Source organism: Shewanella sp. Choline-02u-19 (genome assembly GCF_002836205.1).
In the GTDB taxonomy this organism is placed as follows: Bacteria; Pseudomonadota; Gammaproteobacteria; order Enterobacterales; family Shewanellaceae; genus Shewanella.
The window spans coordinates 989406-1011474 of the sequence record NZ_PJBE01000013.1; the positions used below are offsets into that span (position 1 = coordinate 989406).

The window sequence follows — 22069 nt, forward strand, 5'->3', positions numbered from 1 at the left end:
GGAGTGTTATGAAGCAGTTTAAAGTCTTTTTAGGAAGTGCAATATTGGCGTTTTTCACCTTGTTACTGCCGTTACAAAGCGCACATGCCAAGGAATATGTAGAAGGTGTCGATTACGTTAAAATCAGTGGGATCCCTGAAGCACAAAAGCCAGTAATAAGAGAGTTCTTTTCCTATAATTGTGGTCATTGCTACAAACAGGACCCGCTTTTTGAAAAGACGGCACATTTGCTTGAAAATGACATTCAATTTGAAAGAACCCCTGTTGGCGCTGGGCGTACGAGTTGGATATTAAGTCAAGAAGCCTATTATTTAGCGCAGAAATTCAGTGTCACTAAGCAAGTTCATGGCAGTATCTTTAGCCGTATTCATGAAAAAGGGGACGCATTCACACGCCCTGATCAACTAAAATCATTTTTTGTTAGCCAAGGCTTAGATGCTAAAAAGATAGACGCAGCGATGAATTCTGCTGACGCTAAACTGGCCTTGATGAATTATGACACTCAAGCTCAATTAGCTGAAATTCGTGGCGTGCCGTCATTAGTCGTTAATGGCCAGTACCTGATTAAAGCACAACCTCAGTCACCTGAAGCACTCGCAGAGTTGATTAAATATCTTAGTCAGCTTGAAGACTAAGCGTTAAATTGAGACTAGAAGCCCACTTAGAGTGGGCTTTTTTATGTCTATTATACCGTCGAGCAACAAACGCCAGCAGCCCATTTAGCATGATGCCTAATCAAGAGATCCCCGCTAGGGCGTTGTTTCCTAAACGCCCCTCGATACGATTACTTATCAAAACACACTTGAGTGTATTCTTGCATGCTAGGCATCCAGGTTGTTCCGTAAGTACAACCTTCATTCAAGTCATGAATGATAGCGTTAGTGGTTACGAACTCGTTGCCTTCATAAGGTGATTTAAGCAAAGGCTTTTGTAAGAACAAGTCTTTCAATGCGGCAACATCTTTAGTCGGGCTAAACTTGGCCGCAACTTCTGCATGTTCATTGCGCCATAGTGTCGTCTTAACTGCATAGTCAAACGCTTGTGCATCGCCGTTAGCGTAAGTATCAACAAGTGCCTGCTCTTGACCTATTGGGTGGTTAGTGTGAACCGTGTAACCACGCAGCGTACCATCAAGGACAATGTTCTTGCCTAGTTGGTTCTCAATGTGCATAACGTTACCTTTAAGGTCGCTTAAACCAAGAGCTACTGCAGAGTTAGTACGGATGTCCTGTAATGTATCTTTCGCAACGTTAGCATCATCGAACTTATTAGCCATAGCCATAGCTAAGCCACTCATAGGTACACCATCTTCAAGAGCACTTGCGTGGAACGCATCAACTGTATTAGCTGTAGTCGATAAACCACGACCCATAGCGATAGCGTTAAAGAAAGGTTCTGGAGCATGAACAATCAAGTCAGCACTTTTCAAAATAGCACCGTGACCACCTAGCGAGATAGGCATATCTTGGTTTTGACCTATGACACCGTTGTCCCAACCAATAGCAGTACAACCACGTGTTTTATCTGTACTTTCTTTAAGGTCGGCTAAGATATGCTTACCCACATCTTGTACCATCTTCGCAAACAAACCATCAGAAGCCCATGCTGCTAAATATGTCTCTTCAAGTGTGTAGCCTGTCGCTTCACCGATACCCTGGTAGTAGTTCAACAACCCAGGGAAGTCAGCTTTAAGTAAATCCATTGTCGCGATGATGCCTTTAAGTTCAGCTTCATTGTATTCATCGTTTAACTGAGCTAATTTACCTGCAATATCGTCCTTGTGTACGTTTGTGCCAAATGCTTCAACGTAACCTTTAACGACCTGCTTACCACCTTCAACTGTGAGTCCGTCAAATTTAATGACGGGTGTAGTCTCTTGCAGCATTTGTGTGTCATTTGGGTTGTAGAAGTCACCAACCAAATCGATAGTCACGCCGTTGACACCAGTAGAAGTTCGACCCGCTTCTGCCATTGCAGAACCAGAGAATAGAGAAACTATTGCGATTGCTAAGATTGCTTTTTTCATTTTTAATTCCTTTGCGGGCTTTGCCGCGACTAAGTTGTCAATGGAACGCTTTGGCTTTGCTTGGTTGCTAAGCCCTAATCAATGTTGATAATTTAATTGATAACGAAGTTTTATAACAATTACGTACTATTCGATTGTCGAATAGGAAGGGTGCGGAAATAGCAGGTAAATCCTTTTTGGCAATAATTGGGGCGGGAATGTCCATACGCATGCTAGCTCGATGAATGATGGAGTACGCTAAGAGAACTAGAACAGTGAGTTATTTAGTTGCGTATAAGAGGCTTTCATAAGCATTTTCAATGCCACAGAAATGTCTAATTCAACCTGATGGAGTCATATTTTTTTAAGTGAGTGAGGGGTAATAAGTGGGGCCAGACTCTGACGAACCCCCAACAATATTTCTGCCTCAATAGCAAAAAGCAGAGTGGTATCACTCTGCTTTTTAGCTTGGTCATTACTGACCACTTAGTTGACGAAATGAGTATTACTTAGTACGCAACTCGTTAATCACATCAACTGCATTGATTAACTGCTTTTGTAGGCTCGGTACGTCTGTATTTGTGTACCAGTCCGATAGGTAGATTACTGAGTAACCAGATTTAATGTCAGCAAAGCCAGTTTGGCCGAATGAACCATGAGAGTAGATGATGTCCTGATCTAGCATTGTATAAGACTGCATGTCGTACGTTGTAGGGCTTGCAGCGGCAAATACATCTTTAATTACAGGTGTAACGTTAAGTACGTCATTAGATGAGTCCTTTAACTCTTTATAGAAAGAACTACCCGCCTTGCCTTGTGCAATGTATCCAGTGAATAATGCATAATCGTATGCGCTTATGTTGATCCCGTATGATGGAGACGTTGTGCCATCGGACGTTTTAGCAATTTGAATTTCGTTATTACCACCGTAACTATTGTGTAGTTCAGAAATTAACTGCTCAAATGGCTTACCTTCAACCTTAGCGATTATTAGTGCTAGCGTATCTGAGTTTTGGTCAGTGTAGTCCCAGTTAGTTCCGCGCTCGAATGACGTTGCTTTAGCAGCCTTGATAGCATTCAAATGACCAATGGGTTCACCTGCATTTTGCAGTCCGATTTCTTTTTCCCACTCGTAGCCATTAGAGCCTGGTGTGTGGTAGTCGCTTAATGGTTCAATACCTGAGTTCATTGATGCCAATTCGCTGATAGTCGCTTCACCAATGATAGAACCTTCTAGCTCTGGCAAATAAGTCTTAGCTATCTCATCGAGTGAAAGCTTGCCAGAGTCAACAGCGTGGCTCAGCAATACACCAACGAAAGTCTTAGAGGCCGATTGCAAGTTATTTAGCATTCCGGCTTTAAAGCCATTATCGAAGTGCTCTGCTAGAACCTTACCATCTTTCATTACTACGAAAGCCTTAACCTGAGTATCGACCAGGACTTTTCGTAGCTCAGGTGAGATCTCAAAACCACCAATACGCTCAACTTTTACTGCGTTATCAGATGCAGGTAGCTTGTGAACGCCGTAACGTAAGAAGTCTGCAATATGTGCTGATGCGTATGTGTAATAAGGCCACTGTTGGAATGCATCGGCTGGAATTTCTTCTACCGTGTAACCTTCATAAAACTTAGACAAAGGGACTTTATCTGCTGCAAAGGCTGTAAATGCAGCTCCAAAAGTTGTTGCTACTAGGACGGTTGCTAAGATTGCTTTTTTCATTGTTAATTCCTTTGCGGGCTGTGCCGCGACTAAGTTGTAAATGGAACGCTTCGGCTTTACTTGGTTACTAAGCCTAATCAATGTTGATAATTTAATTGATAACGAAGCTTTATAACAACCATGTACTATTCGATTTTGTAATAGGAGCGGTGCAGAACTGGCAGGCAAGTTGTTTTTGGCAATAATTAGGGCTGGAATGTCCATACGCATGCAGTCTAGATAAACGATGGAATGCGCTAGCGGGAACTAAGCGAACTAAAGCAGTGGGTTATTTAGTTGCGTATAAGAGGCTTGTTATAAGCATTTTCAATGCCACAGAAATGTCTAATTCAACCTGATGAAGTTATATTTTCTTATCTATTAATGCTTGCTCAGTGAACCTATTAATATCTGTCCAATAGCGTACTTGAAAAACAACGCTCTGCTAAATCAGGCTTTGTGAAGTGGTATAGCGAATTTGGCCACTGTATTGGAGGTTAGATTATTGAGGTTAAATACAAACGGCTAAACCTCGAGATATATCCATGTAAAACACGTAATGGGGCATAAATGCGTTAGCTGCTGACCAAAGTGGTTCCAATGACATGCGGTCGGCGTATGTGCAGACGCTACTGAGACTCGCCGTAAACACATCCTTGTAGGCTCAACGAAAACGTCTGACCTCCAAGGATGGAGGGAATTCCAAATTCTGTAGGGAACAGAATTGGCCTGTTTTCGCAGGCATCAGCCGCATCTACACTGGGTTATAAAAGCGCAAACTCTCAGCATTTGAGATTTAAATTTAAGAACACAAAAGTTCCCGTTCCACAACATAATCATAAAACACCAATACCCCATCGGAAGTGTTAGGTTATTTCGAATAAGTACGAGGGAGATAACTTCGTCGGGGGCGTCATGGTGGATGCAAGGAGGATAGGCCGCTCTTTGGCATCTGACCCATATGGATATGGGAAATGTCTATATGATGTCGGGAACATCATTGACCATGCCATCGCGGCATTTGTGAATCAATTCACATCAGACGAGCAGTCCTTCTTGCTCTGGTGTGGGCGAAGCGCCACGACCTTAATCAAGCGGAGCTTGGTTGGGCATGTATGACTGAATCGTTTTGGTGCAAAAAAGAGTTAAGAAACTCAACCCATTACAGCCAAATCGAAGAGGCAGATGAGCAGGTGTAGATGCAGCTGTGGCCGTTGACAGCAAGGATGCTGTCGTCGAGCTTACAAGGATGTACTTGCAGCGTGTCACAGAAGTATCTGCATATGAGCACGCTGCAAGCGATAGATAACACAATGCAGGAATGATTTTCAAACACACCTCAAAATACCCATTCAGCCAGAAGCTCAAATTTAAACTAAGACAATGTAATCAGTCTTCATTCGAAGGCTAGCCGGCTTTACTTCCCAAACCATCCGAAACTAATCCCCAAACCAAGCGATGCGCTACAGAATTCTTAGGATGAGAAACAGTCTCATTTGCCAAACCATGTGAAACATTTTGCCAAATCTCGCGACGCGCTTCAGCTCATACAATAAAAATGGCTAATACCTTGGTCTAACTAAGTGTTCGATAAACGAGCTTGGTTTACGTGCACGTAAACTTGTATCTTGTTGTAATGTTTATGTTATCTATCATTATCATTTGTGGTTGCCGTTAGCGTTAGACTAAGGTCGCGATTGTTGTTCGCCGCATGCTTGCTAGATTAAACCCTGACTTAATATAAAAATCAGCACAAGGGAGTCGCTATGAGTTTTGAAAGCAACGAGAAGGCAGAAGGTTATTGGCGTGAAAATTTACGCCTAGTACTCGGTTTGTTAGCCATATGGGCAACAGTATCATTCGGGTGCGGTATTTTATTAGTAGATGTACTCAATGAAATCCATTTCATGGGGTTCAAGTTGGGATTCTGGTTTGCACAACAGGGTGCTATGTATGTGTTTGTTGCGCTTATTTTTGTCTATGTCGCGAAGGCGAATGCGTTAGACAAAAAATATGATGTGCATGAAGACTAATTACAAAGAACTTATTTAAAGGAGCTATGAAATGGATGTACAAACACTCACTTATTTGATTGTAGGGGTAACATTTGCCCTCTATATCGGTATTGCTATCTGGGCTCGAGCCGGTACAACAAAAGAATTCTATGTGGCGGGTGGCGGTGTTCACCCTGTTATGAACGGTATGGCTACCGCAGCAGACTGGATGTCGGCTGCATCATTTATCTCACTTGCGGGTATCGTGTCATTTACCGGCTATGACGGTTCAGTTTATTTAATGGGTTGGACGGGTGGCTATGTTCTGCTAGCGCTTTGCATGGCGCCCTACTTACGTAAGTTTGGTAAGTTCACCGTGCCTGACTTTATTGGCGACCGTTATTACTCACAAGCTGCGCGTACCGTGGCGGTGGTGTGTGCCATCTTCATTTGTTTCACCTATATCGCGGGTCAAATGCGTGGTGTAGGCGTTGTATTCTCAAGATTCTTAGAGGTTGAGGTTGAAACCGGTGTTTATATCGGTATGGCGGTGGTGTTCTTCTACGCTGTTTTAGGCGGTATGAAAGGGATTACCTACACTCAAGTTGCACAGTATTGCGTCCTTATTTTTGCTTTCATGGTGCCCGCTATTTTCATCTCGGTGATGATGACTGGCCACATTTTCCCTCAAATCGGTTTTGGGGCTGAGTTAATCGATGCTGCGGGCAATGGCACAGGGGTTTATCTTCTTGATAAGCTGGATGGGTTATCTGCTGAACTCGGATTTTCGCAATACACTGAAGGTTCAAAGAGCATGATAGATGTGTTCTTTATTACGGGTGCTTTGATGTTCGGTACTGCAGGTCTTCCTCACGTAATCGTACGTTTCTTTACGGTACCTAGAGTAAAAGATGCGCGTGTATCAGCGGGTTGGGCATTAGTCTTTATCGCTATTATGTACACCACTATTCCAGCATTAGCCGCGTTCTCTCGTGTCAACATGATTGAAACCATTAATGGCCCTGAGTCTACTGGAGTTGCCTATGAAACGGCACCTGAGTGGATTAAGAACTGGGAAAAGACTGGACTGATTACGTGGGATGATAAGAACGAAGACGGCAAGATTTACTATGCCAAGGGTGCAGAAAATGAGATGAAGATTGACCGCGATATCATGGTTCTAGCGACCCCTGAAATTGCTAATCTTCCTGCTTGGGTTATCGCGCTGGTTGCTGCGGGTGGTTTGGCTGCTGCATTATCGACATCTGCGGGTCTTCTACTGGTGATCTCGACTTCGGTATCGCATGACTTGCTGAAGAAAAACTTAATGCCTGATATCTCAGATAAGAAGGAACTGTTGTACGCCCGAATTGCAGCTGCATTGGGGATTGTGATGGCAGGTTACTTCGGTATTAATCCACCTGGTTTTGTCGCGGCGGTTGTTGCGATAGCATTTGGTCTGGCGGCATCGTCACTGTTCCCAGCTATTATCATGGGGATCTTCTCTAAGACAGTTAACAAGGAAGGCGCAATCTCAGGCATGGTAACGGGTCTACTGTTTACTGCGGCTTATATTGTTTACTTCAAGTTTGTTAATCCAAGTGCAAACACCAGTGATAATTGGTTCCTTGGGATATCGCCAGAAGGTATTGGTATGCTGGGTATGATGATTAACTTTGCCGTCGCCTTTGGTGTCACTAAAGTCACGGCAACCATACCACAAGATGTTGTGGACATGGTTGAGTCTATTCGTTTCCCTAAAGGTTCAGGTGAAGCACAAGATCACTAGTTCCTAATTTGTAAGCAGAATAAGAAGAGCGCATTAAGCGCTCTTTTTTTATGTCTATAACTGGCCTTTGGTCGAATAGTCCTAGCATTGGAGTAAACGCTATAGTGGTCATTGAATATAGAGGATGTGAGCTAGGGAGTGGTTAAATGGATGCAAGCGAATTACAACCCATCATGCAGTTTTTACAACAAAGCGTACCCTTTGAGTCGCTTGATGAAGCCACGTTGGCGAGTTGCTGCCGTTCCTTAACGGTCGGCTACTACAGTAAAGCCGCAAATTTTGTTCCTTTAGACCCGTCACACCCGCAACTTTATATTGTTAGAAGTGGCGCGTTCGAAGTCAGAGATATTAATGGTGAGCTATTAGATAGGCTCGGCGAGGGCGATTATTTTGGCTTTCCGTCTTTATTATCTGGAGAGCAGGCCAGTAATCGGGTCGCTATTTTAGAAGATGGCCTGGTCTACCATTTACCGCCTGATATATTTAATCTACTGCGCACTAAAAGCCGCGAGTTCGATCGATTCTTTAATAAGGCGTTTGCAAAGCGCTTAAGGCATCAAGGACGATTTAAAGCAAAAGAGCTTACAACGACTAGCCGTATTACCACCTTAATGTCTAATTCTCCGCTAATGATCGACATGAAAGCCTCCGTTGCTGATGCGGCTAGGTGTATGCGAAAGTCGCTCGTCTCTTCCGTACTGGTTATTGATAATAATAAGCTCGTCGGTATTTTAACCGATAGAGATTTACGTAACCGTGTTTTGGCCGAAAACTTTGATGGTAACCTTCCTGTACATCAAGCAATGACAACCACACCAATCTCAATTGAATCAAACTCTCTGGTATTTGAAGCGATGCTGTTGATGAGTGAACATAATATTCATCATCTGCCCGTGGTCGACAATGGTAAGGCAAAAGGGGTGATTACCAGTACTGATATTTTACGCGGCCAGAGTTCACAGCCTTTATTGTTGATTGGCGAAATTGAGCGGCAAAAAGATCTTGCTAGTTTGATTCAAGTCAGTAAACAGATCCCTCTTTTACTGCAAAACCTGATCAGTGCCGATGCAAGAGCAGAGGAGATAGGGCGAGTGTTAACGTCGGTCACTGATGCATTAACAAGGCGGCTTATTGTATTAAATCAGCAACTGTTAGGTGAAGCACCTATGGCATTTTGTTGGTTAGCGTTTGGCTCTCAGGGTAGGCAAGATCAAGCGGCATGTTCAGATCAAGATAATGGTTTACTACTTGCCCATGAACCGGATGCTGCAGCACAAGGTTATTTTGAAGCGTTATCGAAGGCGGTTTGTGCTGGGCTTGATGAGTGTGGTTATATTTATTGCCCTGGTGACATTATGGCGCAAAATCCTAAATGGAGAATGTCACTTAATGGTTGGCGATCTGTATTTGATAAGTGGGTTAATACACCGGATCCTAAAGCGCTAATGCACTGCAGTATATTTTTTGATATGCGCTCTGTTTTTGGACCTCAATCTTTGTTTGATGGGTTACAAGATGATGTTCTTAAAAATACTCAAGGTAATGATATTTTCCTCGCAGGTCTGACCGGTAATTCTTTAACGAGTACACCCCCCCTCGGTTTTTTCAGAAAGTTTGTGTTGGAGCGTGATGGGACTGAGGTCAAAGGGATTGATCTAAAACACAAAGGTAATGCGTTGATTAATGATATTGCACGGGTGTATGCATTGTCTGCTGGCATTAAAGAGGTTAACACCGCTAAACGAATTAGAGCGCTAATGGATCAAAATATCATTAACCGCAACGATGCACTTAATTTGGCCGATGCGCATGAGTTTATCGCGCATATGCGGCTATCTAATCAAGGTTACCAGTACACTCATGCAAAACCGGTGACCAACTATCTAATGCCTAAAGACGTCTCTTCTTTAGTACGGCATCAATTAAGAGATGCCTTTAAAGTGGTACACGATGGACAAGTAGGGCTTAAGTTGAAAATGATGCGGAGTTACTAATTCTTTTGAAAAGCCTTTATCTACAGAGCAAGTTGCGCTGGCGTATCTTCAAAGCGGTTAATAAGACCATTGAAGCCTATTACCGTGCCGTATTGGATAATGTATCAAAGCCTTTGTCACAAATTCCGCTGATGGCTTTAGATTTAGAAATGACGGGTCTGGATCCTCAATGTGACCAGATTTTAAGTATTGGCTTGGTGCCTATTTACAATGGGATGTTGCAGCTTGAAAAAGCACAACATAAATTGGTGAGTATTGAAGGTAGCGTTGGCGATAGCGCGATAATACACGGCATTGTCGACAGGGAGTTAGCAACAGCGACGTCAGCTAAAGAGGCAATGGTCTGGTTTTTAAATCAAACACGAGGCCATGTGTTAGTGGCGCATCATGCGCCTTTAGATATGTGTTTTCTTAAAACAGAGGTTCATCGTAGTCTAGGTGAAAGAATGTCTTTTCTTGCAATAGATACAATGTCTCTAGAGCGAAGCCGCTTATTACGGCAACATGATGTCATTAAAGAAGGCTCTTTAAGGCTAGATGCATGTCGGCGCCGCTATGGTCTGCCAATATATGCTGCGCATAATGCGACGGTTGATGCATTGGCTTGTGGTGAGTTGCTCTTGGCTCAAATGGCGGGGATAGCAGGCCAAGATGAGTTGAGTTTGTTTGATCTTATTCGCTAAATAACTCGTCCATAAAGACTGGATAAATACTTACTGCTTTGCAGCATCAATAATGTGTCCCCATTTTATCAGTGCACTCTTGATATCTTCTTGTTGATAAGGTTTATTGATTATTTCGTCCATTCCACAGTGGTAACATTGTTCAGTTTCCACCGAGGTTGTACTAGCCGTTAAGGCTATGATGGGTTTGGTATAACCTTTGTCGCGTAGTAAAGTTGTTGCTTCAAATCCATCCACGACCGGCATTCTGCAATCCATAAAGATAATATCAACGCTATTGTTCGCGAGAAAGTCTATCGCCTCTTGACCATTATTAGCCATGGCGGGGGTTATTTTGAATTTAGCTAAAATCATTTCAATCAGCATTTGGTTAACTTTACTATCCTCCACGACCAATACGTCCAGTGTCTCGATAGGATACTGAGCTTGAGATTGTTTGATATTTAATACGCTTGTTTTAGCGATATCTAGGGGTAAGGAAACATCAAAACAACTACCTTCACCTAGGGTCGATGTTAATCTGATGTCTCCTTTCATTTCATCAACTAACTGTTTGCAGATTGCGAGGCCTAACCCAGTGCCTTCATAAGCTCGATTACTCGAGTTATTCACTTGAGTGAAAGGGTCAAAAAGTGTCGGTATTTTGTCTTCTGGGATCCCGCAGCCACTATCTTGGACCGTAAAACACAGTGCTTGCTCGGCCCAATAGATATCGACTTTTATCTCACCTTGTCTGGTGAACTTTATCGAGTTGCCAATAAGGTTGACTAAGATCTGTTTGATACGATCTGGGTCACCAATTAATGTCTGTGGAATTGATTGTTGATAATGGTAGTTAAATAACAGCCCGAACTCATCGGTGCGCTGTTTGAAAATATCGAATATCATTTTGCACAATTTCTCAGGAGAAAAATTAATCTTTACAATCTGCAGCATCCCAGCGCTCATTTTACTGAGATCAAGCAAGTCGTTAATAATCACCCGCAATAGCTCACCAGACTGATGCATGGTATTGAGTAGTTGCTGCTGATAGCTCGACAACGATGTATCAAGCATCAGATCAGCGGAGCCTAATAGACCATTAAGTGGGGTTCTTAATTCGTGATTAATCATCGCGACAAAATCACGAGTAGACTGCTCTGAAGACTCTGCGCGCAACTTCTCCTTGATGGTATTTTCTAATAACTCTTGTCGTCGTTGTGCGGCGCTGATCATGTCACAGAATAGCAGAAGCTGTTTCTCAACGGTATTTTGCCATGAGGTTGGGGATTCAATAACGAGTGTGAGACTGCCTAAGATAGAGGCTTGAGTTTTGATGATAAGCTTAATCTGCTGATGATCATCAGACCAACATAATGGTTGGTTTGCGGTTGAAATAGGTTGGATCAGGGCTTTGTTACCGGCTAAAAAAGTATCAAAAACATTTTCTTTTATCGGTGATTTGAAGCGGATACGACTCGCTTTAATATTTTCAATGCCAATCAGGTCATCAAGTAAGCGCTGTAATAATATATTGGAGATAGGTTTTTGCAGAAGCAGTTGATTGTAATCGAGTAAAATTGATTCTAAATGGCTTTTAAAATGCAGCAGAGCCATGCCTTGCTTAGACTGCTCTTTTATATGAATGAGTGAGTCTTCGACAAGTTGTTTTGCACTATAAAGTTCTCTACTTTTTTCTTCCAGCAGGACTTCAGCTGCCTTTTTTGCTGCTTTTTCTCGGATTATTTTTCGATTAAGCAATTCAATTCTATTGGTTAATGCTTGGATTTCATCGTTGAGCATAGATTGCGCATCGCCTCACTGTTTAAACATAAGTGATGGTAAATCGGACTTCTGATTGGTCTTCTGTTATTGGGTCCATTGTAATTTCAATGTTTTCACCAAAATGCTCAGCACAGCCTCGAATCAGCCCTAGGCAGACATGCGACATACAGCGTGCGGACACATAATCCATGACTAATTGACTTTCAGTGGCTGAAATAAAGTTGAAAGTAGGTGGGTTGGCATTTTGATAAAGTTTTTTGACTTCTATATGAATATATTCCTCCACGCTTTTGATAAAGCTAAAGGTGGAGTCTGACTTGCCTTCGAGGCCAGGCATACTGTTAAACAAGGTGATAAAGACGGATTTACCGTAAACCTCTTGTAGGTCTTCAATAGAAATCCCAGTGAGTTTACTTAAGCTTACGATGAGTTTGATGAGGTCATGGTGGTCATACGTGCCTACACTGGTATAAACACCGTCGTTTTGGTTTTCATCGAGGATCTGTTGACAGATCTCTAATCCGAACGTGTCTTCGACTAATTCTAAGAACTCAGCAAAAATGATTCCCTTCATATGTCACTCCTTAATACACTACTTATTATAAAGTAGTGTATTAGTTGATTTTATTCAATGATACTGGAGCTGTTATGCAGATTAAATGTACGTTAATTTCGCTTGTAAGCCCTCGCTCGCTCGTCATTACTATTGTCATATTGACGTTTAAATTCAAGAGATGAATATGATGACTATAATTTACAGGTAGTTTTGCTTACATTTTTAGGCTTCTTAAATTAAGCACTGTTCTATAACTTACTTGATATTAAGTGTCATTAGCGCGATAGGGATTTTTATGCCATTACCCTTGGTTTGGTTAGGAGCTGCAGCAATTGGTGCTGCTTTGATTGCTGATGAACGTAAAAATCAAAAAGACATCGCGACGAAGCGATTACAGGGTAAGGCTGTGTCTGATCATACCAGGGGTGCCAATGCCGAACTTGGCCCTAGCTTATGGCACACTGGCGATAAGAAAGTTCAACTCGAACCGGGTTCGATTATTTGCTGTTTTGTTTTTGGCGTCATTGAACACACGGGAATTTGGCTAGGGGACGACACCTTAGTTGAGTTACATGGAAGTGGGTTAGTACGCGCCGTTTCAACTAAGCGCTTTTTGGCTGGCAGAAGTGGCAGTCAGATTTTTCAAGCGTGTAATCATCTTCACCAACCTTTAGTTGGGGCTCTGGTTTTAGCTCGGGCACAACAAGCAATATTTACCTATAGAAAATATGATCTGTTAGACAATAATTGTCATCGATTTGTGTGGCATTGTTTAAGTGGCGAAGAGAAGGCGTTATCGAGTTTTAGTAAACTCAACAATGAAATTGGAATGTACTTTGAAGAAGCTGTCTATTGGGATGAAGCTATCATTTGATACAAAAACACCGACGGTTTAGGTCGGTGTTTTTAAACAAACGGTGTTTCTGGCTAGGCTATTTACAGAAATGCTTTACCGCTTTGCTCACCAGTTCAATACCGGTTTTATCACAAGGTGGCAGCTCTGCATCACTAATATTAATTGGAGTCACTCTGTCACCCCATTTAATTAAGGCTGCGGCCGAGGTCAATCCTGCACCAAATGCACAAGATAAAATGGTTTGATTTGGTAAGATTTTACCTTGCTCTAGCGCATCACAAATCGCAATAGGGATAGTTGCAGCAGAAGTATTGCCGTAATTTGCAATATTCACAATGGCTTTTTCTTTTGGAATTTTCATGCGGCTAATCAGAGTATCAATAATACGCTCGTTAGCTTGATGAGGGATCACCCAATCGATATCTTCCTTATCGATGCCACATTTCTCTATCACTTTAGTACTTAACTTACCCATGCCTGCAATGGCACGTTTAAAGATCTCTTGACCGTTAAATTCGATATAAAAATCGAGTGAAGCGGCGTCAAATCGATCCATTGCAGTACCAAAACCGGCTTTAAGAATGTCTCTGCCAGCAGGGTCATTATTCAGCTCATAGCCTAAGATACCAATTGCTTCATCTGTTGCTTCTAATACAACTGCGCCGGCACCATCACCAAATAAAACGGCGGTGTCACGTCGTGACCAATCTAAAAAGAACGACAGTCTTTCTGCACCAATGACGAGCACCTTTTTGCATTGGCCGCTCTTTATTTGTGAACTCGCTAGGCCAACGCCATAAAGGAAACCACTGCATGCAGCATTGATATCAAAGGCTGCGCAAGTTGCACCCACATTAGCTTGAACCGTTGAAGCGATATTTGGGATCAGTGTGTCAGGTGTTGCGGTTGCTAGAATTATCATATCTAGATCGCTACCCTCAATACCGGCGGCAGCAAGTGCTCTTTGAGCGGCAACAGAGGCAAGCTCAGAAGTGTTGACATGACTAATATGACGCTGGCTAATACCTGTGCGAGATTTAATCCATTCATCAGAGGTTTCGATAAATGTTGAAAGGTCATGGTTTGTTAGGGTAGCGGGCGGAACACACTTTCCCCAACCTGTAATAGTAGCGTACTGCATTAGGTTATCTCTCAAAAATAAAAAAGCAGAACCTGCGCTCTGCCTTGTCAATCAGTATAAGTAAAGCTTAACAAGTCTTTTAACGCTCAACAGTGAGCTAGCCCTCTTGTTGAGCAACTAAAACTCTAATAGCTGCCGCAGCATGAAGGATGTGACTGCGTAACAGTTCAACAGCGTTATCAACGTCACCCTTCCTACAATAGTCTAGCAATTCTCTATGATCTTGCTGTGCTTTAGGAATACCACTCGCTAAAAATAGCTGTAAGCGGACATACCGATCACAGTTGGTATTCAGCCCATTGACGACTTCAATGGTATGAGGTTTGTCTGCTGCGCGGTATAAACAGGTATGGAACTGAGAATTTAATCCACTCCAGCGTTCTATTTGGTCTTTATCTTGAAATGCCACATCAAGCGAGTCCAAAATACCTTCAGCTTCCGTTAGGTCATCTTCAGTCATATTGGGGATTGCTTTAGCCAATAGATCTGTTTCGATTAATGCTCTTAAGTCAAATAGTTCAGTGACTTGAACTGCAGATAAAATAGTCGCTGTAGCGCCTTTATGTGCTTCAAACTTAACTAACCCTTCAGCTTCTAATTGCAGCAATGCCTCTCGTACTGGGATCCTGCTCACATTCATTTCATCGGCTAAGGCACTTTGGCGTAATGGCATACCCGCAGCGATTTCTCCAGAGAGAATTTTTTCCCTTAATACTTCGACGACAACTTGAGTACGTGTTTTATGAACGATAGGAGTTTTTCTGCTCATATAGCCTGTTTTTATGTTAATTATTCAAGATGATTTTCTTAGGTTAACGCTTAAATAAGTAGAATGAAAGGGAAACAACTTGTTTCCCTGTACATATTTTGAAATGTTTAGAAAGTGGTAATGTTGGCTTGCTCTTCTCTCAGCTTCTGTGGCATGAGTGCTATTGGCATGTTTTGTATACACAAAGGTCGTTCAAATCGAGACATTGCTTGTGTACCAACAGAGGTTGTACGGCTATCCGTACTCGCTGGATAGGGGCCGCCATGATTCATTGAATGACAGACCTCAACGCCTGTCGGCATTTGGTTGAATATCAAACGGCCGACGTTATACGAGACCGATTCGATTAATTGAGCTTGCTCAGCTAACTCATTATCTAGCCCATGAATTGAGGCCGTTAATTGACCTTCCATCTGATCCGCTATTAACTCCATTTGTGCTTGGTTTTCACAGGCTACAATGACAGCGAAGGGGCCAAATACCTCTTGTTGAAGCGTCTTTGAAGCTAAGTAATCTTCAGCGGTGACTTTAACCGCGGCTGGACGTGTAAAGTGGTTTGCTGGTGAAGACTTACCCTGTGATATTAGCTGTACACGCTTATTCTTAAGCAGTGCTTCGACTTGTGATTGATAGGTCGCAGCAATGCCTGCGGTTAACATGCTTGCGGCAGACTCCAGTGAGATTTTCTCTGCGACTGTCGCGAGATAGCGATTGAGCGCCTCTCCTTGTATTGCCACCACTACGCCTGGGCTAGTACAGAACTGACCATGTCCCATTAACATCGATTGAACTTGCGTCGTCGCTAGGCTTTCTGCTTGTTGTGTTAGTAACTCAGCAAGTAAAAACTGTGGATTAATTGAGCCTAGTTCACCATAAAATGGAATCGGTTCTGCTCTTGCTGCGCAAAGATCCGCTAAAATTCGACCGACTTTAAGTGAGCCGGTAAAGCCGACGGCTTTAATCGCACTATGGCTAACTAATAACGTCGATGATTCTGGCTCTGTTGATTGTATAAGGTTAAATACACCTGCAGGCATTTGACAACGTTCGGTAGCTCGTGCAATTGCGTGGCTAACGAGTTCGCTGGTTGCAGCGTGAGCAGGGTGTCCTTTTACGACGACACTACAGCCAGCAGCAAGTGCTGCAGCGGTATCACCACCGGCAGTAGAAAACGCTAACGGGAAGTTTGATGCACCGAAAACCGCAACAGGACCAATAGGTAAGGTGCCGAGTCTGGTGTCGGGTTTTGGCAGAGGTTGTCTGTCTGGGTTGGCAAGATCAACCAATACATTGTTAATCGGTGTTCTTAATGTACTCGCAAACAATTTGAGTTGTCCGCAAGTTCTGCCAGTTTCACCTTGTAGGCGGGCCATGGGTAAGCCCGTTTCTATATGAGCTGTTTGAGTTATCGCAGCAATATCAGATTGGATCTCTTCAGCAATAGCGTCTAAAAAGTCAGCTCTATTGTCGTTAGTGGTGCGCTTATATAAAGTGAAAGCTTGTTTTGCGGCGTTAACAGCAGCGTCGACAATTTGTGATGTCGCATTAGCGAATTGCCACTCAGTGGCTTCATTGATTACAGGGTTCATACTGCTAAATTGCAATGCTTCGTCAGTCCATGCACCATTGATGAGGTGTTGACCACTAATTGCTACCTTTACTAAATCCGTCATATTTGCTCCTGAGCTTACATGCTAATTAATTTAATTGTTGATCACACGACCTGAAAACCGAATGCGTACGGATCACTATCGTCGATAGTGATGGTATTGTTGCCCGTCATTCTGGCCCAGCCTTTAATGCTTGGCATAATGCCTCGGTAATCACCTACTTGTGCTGCAGATTCTATTCGTCCAACAAATTGACTACCGATAATGCTCTCGTGGGTATACTCATCACCCACGTGTAGTTGTCCTTTAGCATAGAGCTGTGCAAGTCTCGCACTGGTACCGGTACCACAGGGTGAACGGTCAATGGCTTTATCACCATAAAAGACTGCGTTTGCACCATCGGAACCAGAAGAGATCGTATCGCCAGTCCAAAGCACATGTGTTACGCCATTTACGGTTGGATCATGGGGGTGAATACAGGTTAATTGTTCATCAGCAATGGCCCTAACAATGGGACTCCAGCGCAGAATGTCTGCAGCGCTCCAGTGACGTAATCCGGGGAAGTTTTCTTGCGGGTCGACAATAACGTAGTAGTTACCGCCATACGACACATCAACCTTTAACGGACCTAGACCTGGAATGTCTAAAACTTGGTCTTGATGTGCAAGATAGGCTGGAACGTTGTATATCTTTACCCAATCGACTTTTTCGTCAGTTTTTTGGTAATCAATTTTTATTTGGCCTGCAGGGACATCGATGATGAGTTTTCCGGGGGTTTTCGCCGTTAATAATCCAGATTCAATGGCTGACGTAATCGTGCCAATGGTGCCGTGTCCACACATGGGCAAGCAACCACTGGTTTCAATAAACAATATTGACGCGTCAGCATCATCAGAGCATGGCGGGTAGAGAAAGGCACCTGACATCATGTCGTGGCCTCGGGGCTCAAACATAAGTCCTTTACGGATCCAATCGTACTCGCGAAGAAAATGCTGTCTTTTCTCGCTCATGTTATTACCAATAAGATGAGGGTGACCACTGGTCACCAGTCTCACTGGATTGCCGCAAGTGTGTGCATCAATGCAAAAAAAAGTGCCTTTCAGCATGTATATAGCTCCATTATTATTGTTAGTGTGCTGAGCCCTTGTTAAATGAAGGCTCAGCGCTTGGAGTTATGACTTTGGTTTAGTCGATGTTGTACTTGTTTAGATCAATGCGAGTTTCAAGTGCTTGTGCAATAACTTGCTCAACGTAAGCGCGCTCTTCACCTATTAATGGTAGGCGTGGCATACGCACATTTTCACTACCGCGGCCTAAGATTTGCTCTGCAAACTTAATGCACTGAACCAGTGTTGGAATGGTATCAAGTCTTAGTAACGGCATGAACCAACGGTAGATCTCACGCGCTTCTTCAATACGTCCAGCTCGTGCAAGCTTATAGAGTGCGACTGATTCGCGTGGAAATACGTTTGTTAGACCTGAAATCCAACCCGTTGCGCCAAGAAGTAAGCTTTCTAGTGCGATATCATCAACACCGCATAGAATACTGAAACGCTCACCAAAACGGCTTTGCAATTCAGTTAAACGACGTGTGTCAGTGGTCGACTCTTTGATTGCAACAATGTTGTCTTCTTCTGCAAGAATGGCGGTCATCTCAAGATTAATGTCTATGCCATAACTCACAGGGTTGTTGTAGATCATGATGGGTAAATTTGTTGAACGTGCAACGGTTTGGTAATGAGCAACAACTTCGCGGTCTGTACCACGATAAACCATTGCAGGGAGTAACATTAGACCATCGACGCCAAGTTTCTCTACATCTTGAGCATAAAGAGATGCTTGCTCAGCGGTGTTCTCAGTACATCCTGATAATACTAAAATACGGCCTTTAACGGTTTCGACAGTATGTTTGATGAACTCACGTTTTTCTTCTGGGCTTAGAGATGCATTCTCTCCGATTGTGCCTAAAGCAATAATCCCGTCAATTCCATCTCTAATAAGATCTTCGAGCATACGAGCATTTGACTCATAATTGATCGAACCATCTTCACTAAATTGAGTCGAGATAGCGGGGAAAACACCTTGCCAATTTACATTCATATTAAGCCTCTATTACTGCATTTTTACATTTGAAATTATGGTTCGTTATGGGATATTGTATACGTGAATAGACAAAATAATAGACCCTACAACGCGATTAGGAGTAACTAAACTACATTCGCATTGTTGTATACAATATGCAAAACTGTCAAGAGAAAACATCAAAATGAAAAAAATTGATATCAGTCCAGAGCTGGCAAGCACTTATTCAGAATTCAAAACAATAGATGCACATACAGAGGGAGAACCTCTTCGCATTATTATCTCTGGATACCCAGCAATAAAAGGTGAAACTATTTTAGATAAGCGCAAATATGTCACCCAAAACTGGGACGTTTACCGAAAACTGCTCATGCATGAGCCTCGTGGACATGCAGATATGTACGGCGCACTCATTACCGAACCAGTGACATTGAATGCTGATTTTGGGGTGTTGTTTTTACATAATGAAGGCTACAGTTCAATGTGTGGTCATGGCATTCTTGCGTTAGTAAAGGTGATGTGCACCACTGGGGCGATTGAGCTAAATGATGCCGAGAGAGTGATAAAGATTGATTCGCCAGCGGGGTTAATTACCGCTAAAGCTTATCGAGATGGGCAAGGTAAAATTCACGCGAGCTTTAAAAATGTCGACTCATGGGCTGAGTCGTTGGATTGTACTGTAAATGTGGAAGGTTTTGGTGAGGTGCGCTATGACATCGGTTTTGGCGGCGCATATTACGCCTATGTCGATGCTGATGCCTACAGTATCAGTTGTAGCAAAGACAATGTTGCGCAGTTAATCGATATGGGGCGACGCATAAAGCTTGCGATAATGGCATGCCATTATCTAGTGCATCCTGTTGAGGATGATTTAGGTTTTCTGTATGGCATCATTTTCACATCGAAGCTGGTGACTAATCAAGAAGCTCATTCTCGTCATGTGTGTATTTTTGCGGATGGGGAAGTGGACCGTTCGCCAACAGGGACGGGGGTCGCTGGGCGCATTGCGCTACTGCACGCAAAAGGTGAAGTTGAGCTAAAATGTCCATTAATGATCGAAAGTATCGTTGATGGCAGAATGATTGTCAGCGCGACGGCTACATCGATATTTTATGATAAAAAAGCGGTGATCCCTGAAGTGTCTGGTCGCTCTTATATTACCGGAAAACATCAGTTTTTTGTCGACCCTGATGACGTATTCCAAGAAGGCTTTATGTTGCGTTAATGATTGTATTGATAGTTGTATTCGTCGTCGCGTTAAGCGTTGCAGTGAGAATGGAGTAGAGAACAGTAAATGAATAACCACAATCAGAATCATCCCGGTACACTCACCATTGTTGGGGCAGGCATTGTAGGCTTAGCCGCAGCTATAGAACTGCAGCGTGTAGGCTTTAATGTCACGATCATTGACAAAGAAGGCGTGGGCGAAGGAGCCTCTAAAGGCAATGCAGGCCACTTTGCTGCTGAACAGGTATTGCCTTTAGCCGATCCAGCCATGCTAGCAAAATTGCCTGGCATGTTAATCGACCCATTAGGGCCATTTCGCATTCAACCAAAGTACTTTTTTAAAGCTTCACCTTGGTTTATGCGTTTTTTACACAACATGTTGCCGTCGCGAAGAGCTAGAAATGGCAGAGCGATTCAGGCACTTAATCAAGATGCGATAGCGGCAATGAAATCGCTCACCGCATTTTGTGGTTGTGAAGAATTACTGACCTTAAACGGTAGCTTATTGGTGTTTGAAGATACCCCCATCAGCGATGTGCAAAAAGAATTTAGAGTACATTCTGAAGCTGGCATACATGTGAAGTTACTTAACGGCGATGAGGTGAGGGTACTAGAACCCTCATTAAGCAATACGATCACCCATGGTTTGTATTTTACTCACGTAGGGCACACAGCAGATCCCTACCGTTTATGCCAAGCGTTGGCGGCTAAGTTTACAGAATTAGGCGGAAAGTTGGTCACTGAGGAGTTAGTTCATATCAACACTGCGAACACTAATTCGAGCATAACACTGGATATGAGTTCTGGCCGCAGCGAACAAACTGATAGATTGGTTATTGCCGCTGGAGCATGGTCAAAACCCTTTGCCAAGCAGTTAGGTTATTCGGTTCCACTGGAAACTGAGCGGGGTTATCATTTAATGATGCCGCAACAAAGCAGCCTTTCTCGGCCTGTGACTTCCTATAATCGCAAATTCATTATCACGCCAATGATAGGAGGGACGCGACTCGCTGGTACTGTTGAGTTCGGTGGTTTGAAAGCTCCACTTGTGAATGCTCGCGCCGATTGTCTGTTCCCTCATGGTAAGGCGTTATTACCTGAGCTATTTGCGGATGCAGTCGTCACTGATGGCGAGCGTTGGATGGGCTTTAGGCCTTCGATGCCAGATAGTCTGCCAGTATTGGGCCGCAGTCAAAAACAAGCTAATGTGTTTTTCTCATTCGGTCATCAGCACCTTGGCTTAACGTGGTCGGCAATTAGCGCAAAGCTCCTCGCGCAAGAAGTATTAGGCGAGCAAGCTGATATCGATCTTAATCCTTATCGTATCGATCGATTTAGTTAGTCGTGAATGTTGATTTAGGGTTAAAGGTATCGATCTTCTAAGGTAGATAAATGGATAGTTTGGTCATTTTGTAAGTAGGTAGTTAGGCCGATAGATTATAAAAAGGAGCGAATAGTCGCTCCTTTTTTGATTTAGTTCACAGCAATGAAGTACCGTTGGTTCCTTTGCTTATTCCCCGCCCTTTGTTTATCAACATTGTTTCAGACAATGCACCAAACAAAACGCCGACGGTGTAACATATCAAGTCACTCGTTTGAAACCCAACCCCAAGTACTAACGCAGCTAACTTGTAGCTTCTAATTTCGTCAATCCAAGCGGCATGATATAACTGAGAAAACTCTATTGAGAACGAAAATACTAAAGCACATATTATAACTAACTTAATATTAGCGTTGGGTATGATGAGCCCCATTAGCCAGAAAACCATTAGTCCCCACAGTGCATCACCTGCGTATAAAGAGATAAAATCGGGTAGCGGTATGAATGCAGACCTAGAGAATAACCCTGTAACGATAGTGACAGCAGCCAGAGAACAATAAAGTGGTACGTTACGTTTGA

At 43.1% G+C, this 22069-nt stretch carries 19 protein-coding genes; 9 read left to right on the forward strand and 10 right to left on the reverse strand.

Annotated features, from left to right (window positions below):
* Window positions 1-8: 8 nt before the first annotated feature.
* Window positions 9-635: a thiol:disulfide interchange protein DsbA/DsbL gene (locus CXF83_RS11050; protein WP_101092153.1), complete on the forward strand. Its 627-nt coding sequence runs from the start codon at window positions 9-11 to the stop codon at window positions 633-635.
* A gap of 149 nt (window positions 636-784) precedes the next feature.
* Here CXF83_RS11050 and CXF83_RS11055 read toward each other — a convergent pair whose 3' ends face one another.
* Together CXF83_RS11055 and CXF83_RS11060 are read right to left on the reverse strand one after the other, a co-directional pair.
* Entirely contained in the window at window positions 785-2026 is a 1242-nt protein-coding gene (locus CXF83_RS11055) for a hypothetical protein (protein ID WP_101092154.1), read from the reverse strand.
* 484 nt (window positions 2027-2510) lie between these two features.
* Window positions 2511-3725: a serine hydrolase domain-containing protein gene (locus CXF83_RS11060; RefSeq protein ID WP_157822931.1), complete on the reverse strand. Its 1215-nt coding sequence runs from the start codon at window positions 3723-3725 to the stop codon at window positions 2511-2513.
* 1745 nt (window positions 3726-5470) lie between these two features.
* Here CXF83_RS11060 and CXF83_RS11065 point away from each other — a divergent pair.
* The 4 genes from CXF83_RS11065 (at window position 5471) to CXF83_RS11080 (ending at window position 10164) form a co-directional block, all read left to right on the forward strand.
* Window positions 5471-5737 (forward strand): DUF4212 domain-containing protein, encoded by a 267-nt coding sequence (locus CXF83_RS11065; protein ID WP_101092156.1) that lies wholly within the window; start codon window positions 5471-5473, stop codon window positions 5735-5737.
* Window positions 5738-5768: 31 nt separating this feature from the next.
* A complete protein-coding gene (locus tag CXF83_RS11070; protein ID WP_101092157.1) occupies window positions 5769-7487 on the forward strand; it encodes a sodium:solute symporter family protein in 1719 nt (572 codons plus the stop codon).
* A gap of 146 nt (window positions 7488-7633) precedes the next feature.
* Window positions 7634-9481 carry a DUF294 nucleotidyltransferase-like domain-containing protein gene (locus CXF83_RS11075; protein ID WP_101092158.1) on the forward strand — a complete coding sequence of 616 codons (1848 nt, stop codon included), beginning with the start codon at window positions 7634-7636 and terminating at the stop codon, window positions 9479-9481.
* Window positions 9482-9486: 5 nt separating this feature from the next.
* Complete coding sequence (locus tag CXF83_RS11080) at window positions 9487-10164, forward strand: exonuclease domain-containing protein (protein WP_101092159.1); 678 nt, start codon at window positions 9487-9489, stop codon at window positions 10162-10164.
* A gap of 30 nt (window positions 10165-10194) precedes the next feature.
* On the opposite strand, the gene CXF83_RS11085 is transcribed toward CXF83_RS11080, so the two are convergent.
* Complete coding sequence (locus tag CXF83_RS11085; protein ID WP_101092160.1) at window positions 10195-11946, reverse strand: ATP-binding protein; 1752 nt, start codon at window positions 11944-11946, stop codon at window positions 10195-10197.
* 22 nt (window positions 11947-11968) lie between these two features.
* Complete coding sequence (locus CXF83_RS11090) at window positions 11969-12502, reverse strand: heme NO-binding domain-containing protein (RefSeq protein ID WP_101092161.1); 534 nt, start codon at window positions 12500-12502, stop codon at window positions 11969-11971.
* Window positions 12503-12779: 277 nt separating this feature from the next.
* On the opposite strand from CXF83_RS11090, the gene CXF83_RS11095 reads away from it, so the two are divergent.
* Window positions 12780-13358 carry a lecithin retinol acyltransferase family protein gene (locus CXF83_RS11095; RefSeq protein WP_101092162.1) on the forward strand — a complete coding sequence of 193 codons (579 nt, stop codon included), beginning with the start codon at window positions 12780-12782 and terminating at the stop codon, window positions 13356-13358.
* 58 nt (window positions 13359-13416) lie between these two features.
* Here CXF83_RS11095 and CXF83_RS11100 read toward each other — a convergent pair whose 3' ends face one another.
* The 5 genes from CXF83_RS11100 to CXF83_RS11120 form a co-directional block, all read right to left on the reverse strand.
* Window positions 13417-14481 carry a ketoacyl-ACP synthase III gene (locus tag CXF83_RS11100; protein WP_101092163.1) on the reverse strand — a complete coding sequence of 355 codons (1065 nt, stop codon included), beginning with the start codon at window positions 14479-14481 and terminating at the stop codon, window positions 13417-13419.
* Window positions 14482-14578: 97 nt separating this feature from the next.
* Window positions 14579-15250, reverse strand: a complete 672-nt coding sequence (locus tag CXF83_RS11105; RefSeq protein WP_101092164.1) for a GntR family transcriptional regulator — start codon at window positions 15248-15250, stop codon at window positions 14579-14581.
* A 107-nt stretch (window positions 15251-15357) separates the two neighbouring features.
* The gene (locus tag CXF83_RS11110; RefSeq protein WP_101092165.1) at window positions 15358-16923 is read right to left on the reverse strand and encodes an aldehyde dehydrogenase (NADP(+)); all 1566 of its coding nucleotides are present in this window, start codon (window positions 16921-16923) and stop codon (window positions 15358-15360) included.
* 41 nt (window positions 16924-16964) lie between these two features.
* Complete coding sequence (locus CXF83_RS11115; RefSeq protein WP_101092166.1) at window positions 16965-17966, reverse strand: 4-hydroxyproline epimerase; 1002 nt, start codon at window positions 17964-17966, stop codon at window positions 16965-16967.
* 79 nt (window positions 17967-18045) lie between these two features.
* On the reverse strand, window positions 18046-18960 hold the full coding sequence (locus tag CXF83_RS11120) for a dihydrodipicolinate synthase family protein (RefSeq protein WP_101092167.1): 915 nt from the start codon (window positions 18958-18960) through the stop codon (window positions 18046-18048).
* A gap of 166 nt (window positions 18961-19126) precedes the next feature.
* Between CXF83_RS11120 and CXF83_RS11125 the strand changes: the two genes are divergently transcribed.
* On the forward strand, window positions 19127-20167 hold the full coding sequence (locus CXF83_RS11125) for a proline racemase family protein (protein ID WP_101092168.1): 1041 nt from the start codon (window positions 19127-19129) through the stop codon (window positions 20165-20167).
* Between the two features lie 69 nt (window positions 20168-20236).
* Complete coding sequence (locus tag CXF83_RS11130; protein ID WP_101092169.1) at window positions 20237-21511, forward strand: NAD(P)/FAD-dependent oxidoreductase; 1275 nt, start codon at window positions 20237-20239, stop codon at window positions 21509-21511.
* 136 nt (window positions 21512-21647) lie between these two features.
* Here the strand turns inward: CXF83_RS11130 and CXF83_RS23050 are convergent, their stop codons facing one another.
* Window positions 21648-21938 (reverse strand): ribosomal maturation YjgA family protein, encoded by a 291-nt coding sequence (locus tag CXF83_RS23050; protein ID WP_198553573.1) that lies wholly within the window; start codon window positions 21936-21938, stop codon window positions 21648-21650.
* Here CXF83_RS23050 and CXF83_RS22695 point away from each other — a divergent pair.
* A complete protein-coding gene (locus CXF83_RS22695) occupies window positions 21910-22050 on the forward strand; it encodes a hypothetical protein (RefSeq protein ID WP_198553534.1) in 141 nt (46 codons plus the stop codon). The two genes, CXF83_RS23050 and CXF83_RS22695, sit on opposite strands and share 29 nt — an antisense overlap.
* Window positions 22051-22069 lie beyond the last annotated feature (19 nt).

Coding starts and splice junctions, on each gene's coding strand:
- CXF83_RS11050 (WP_101092153.1), top strand. CDS start 9: ATGAAGCAGTTTAAAGTCTTTTTAGGAAGTGCAATATTGGCGTTTTTC.
- CXF83_RS11055 (WP_101092154.1), bottom strand. CDS start 2,026: ATGAAAAAAGCAATCTTAGCAATCGCAATAGTTTCTCTATTCTCTGGT.
- CXF83_RS11060 (WP_157822931.1), bottom strand. CDS start 3,725: ATGAAAAAAGCAATCTTAGCAACCGTCCTAGTAGCAACAACTTTTGGA.
- CXF83_RS11065 (WP_101092156.1), top strand. CDS start 5,471: ATGAGTTTTGAAAGCAACGAGAAGGCAGAAGGTTATTGGCGTGAAAAT.
- CXF83_RS11070 (WP_101092157.1), top strand. CDS start 5,769: ATGGATGTACAAACACTCACTTATTTGATTGTAGGGGTAACATTTGCC.
- CXF83_RS11075 (WP_101092158.1), top strand. CDS start 7,634: ATGGATGCAAGCGAATTACAACCCATCATGCAGTTTTTACAACAAAGC.
- CXF83_RS11085 (WP_101092160.1), bottom strand. CDS start 11,946: ATGCTCAACGATGAAATCCAAGCATTAACCAATAGAATTGAATTGCTT.
- CXF83_RS11090 (WP_101092161.1), bottom strand. CDS start 12,502: ATGAAGGGAATCATTTTTGCTGAGTTCTTAGAATTAGTCGAAGACACG.
- CXF83_RS11095 (WP_101092162.1), top strand. CDS start 12,780: ATGCCATTACCCTTGGTTTGGTTAGGAGCTGCAGCAATTGGTGCTGCT.
- CXF83_RS11100 (WP_101092163.1), bottom strand. CDS start 14,481: ATGCAGTACGCTACTATTACAGGTTGGGGAAAGTGTGTTCCGCCCGCT.
- CXF83_RS11105 (WP_101092164.1), bottom strand. CDS start 15,250: ATGAGCAGAAAAACTCCTATCGTTCATAAAACACGTACTCAAGTTGTC.
- CXF83_RS11110 (WP_101092165.1), bottom strand. CDS start 16,923: ATGACGGATTTAGTAAAGGTAGCAATTAGTGGTCAACACCTCATCAAT.
- CXF83_RS11115 (WP_101092166.1), bottom strand. CDS start 17,966: ATGCTGAAAGGCACTTTTTTTTGCATTGATGCACACACTTGCGGCAAT.
- CXF83_RS11120 (WP_101092167.1), bottom strand. CDS start 18,960: ATGAATGTAAATTGGCAAGGTGTTTTCCCCGCTATCTCGACTCAATTT.
- CXF83_RS11125 (WP_101092168.1), top strand. CDS start 19,127: ATGAAAAAAATTGATATCAGTCCAGAGCTGGCAAGCACTTATTCAGAA.
- CXF83_RS11130 (WP_101092169.1), top strand. CDS start 20,237: ATGAATAACCACAATCAGAATCATCCCGGTACACTCACCATTGTTGGG.
- CXF83_RS22695 (WP_198553534.1), top strand. CDS start 21,910: ATGATGAGCCCCATTAGCCAGAAAACCATTAGTCCCCACAGTGCATCA.
- CXF83_RS23050 (WP_198553573.1), bottom strand. CDS start 21,938: ATGGTTTTCTGGCTAATGGGGCTCATCATACCCAACGCTAATATTAAG.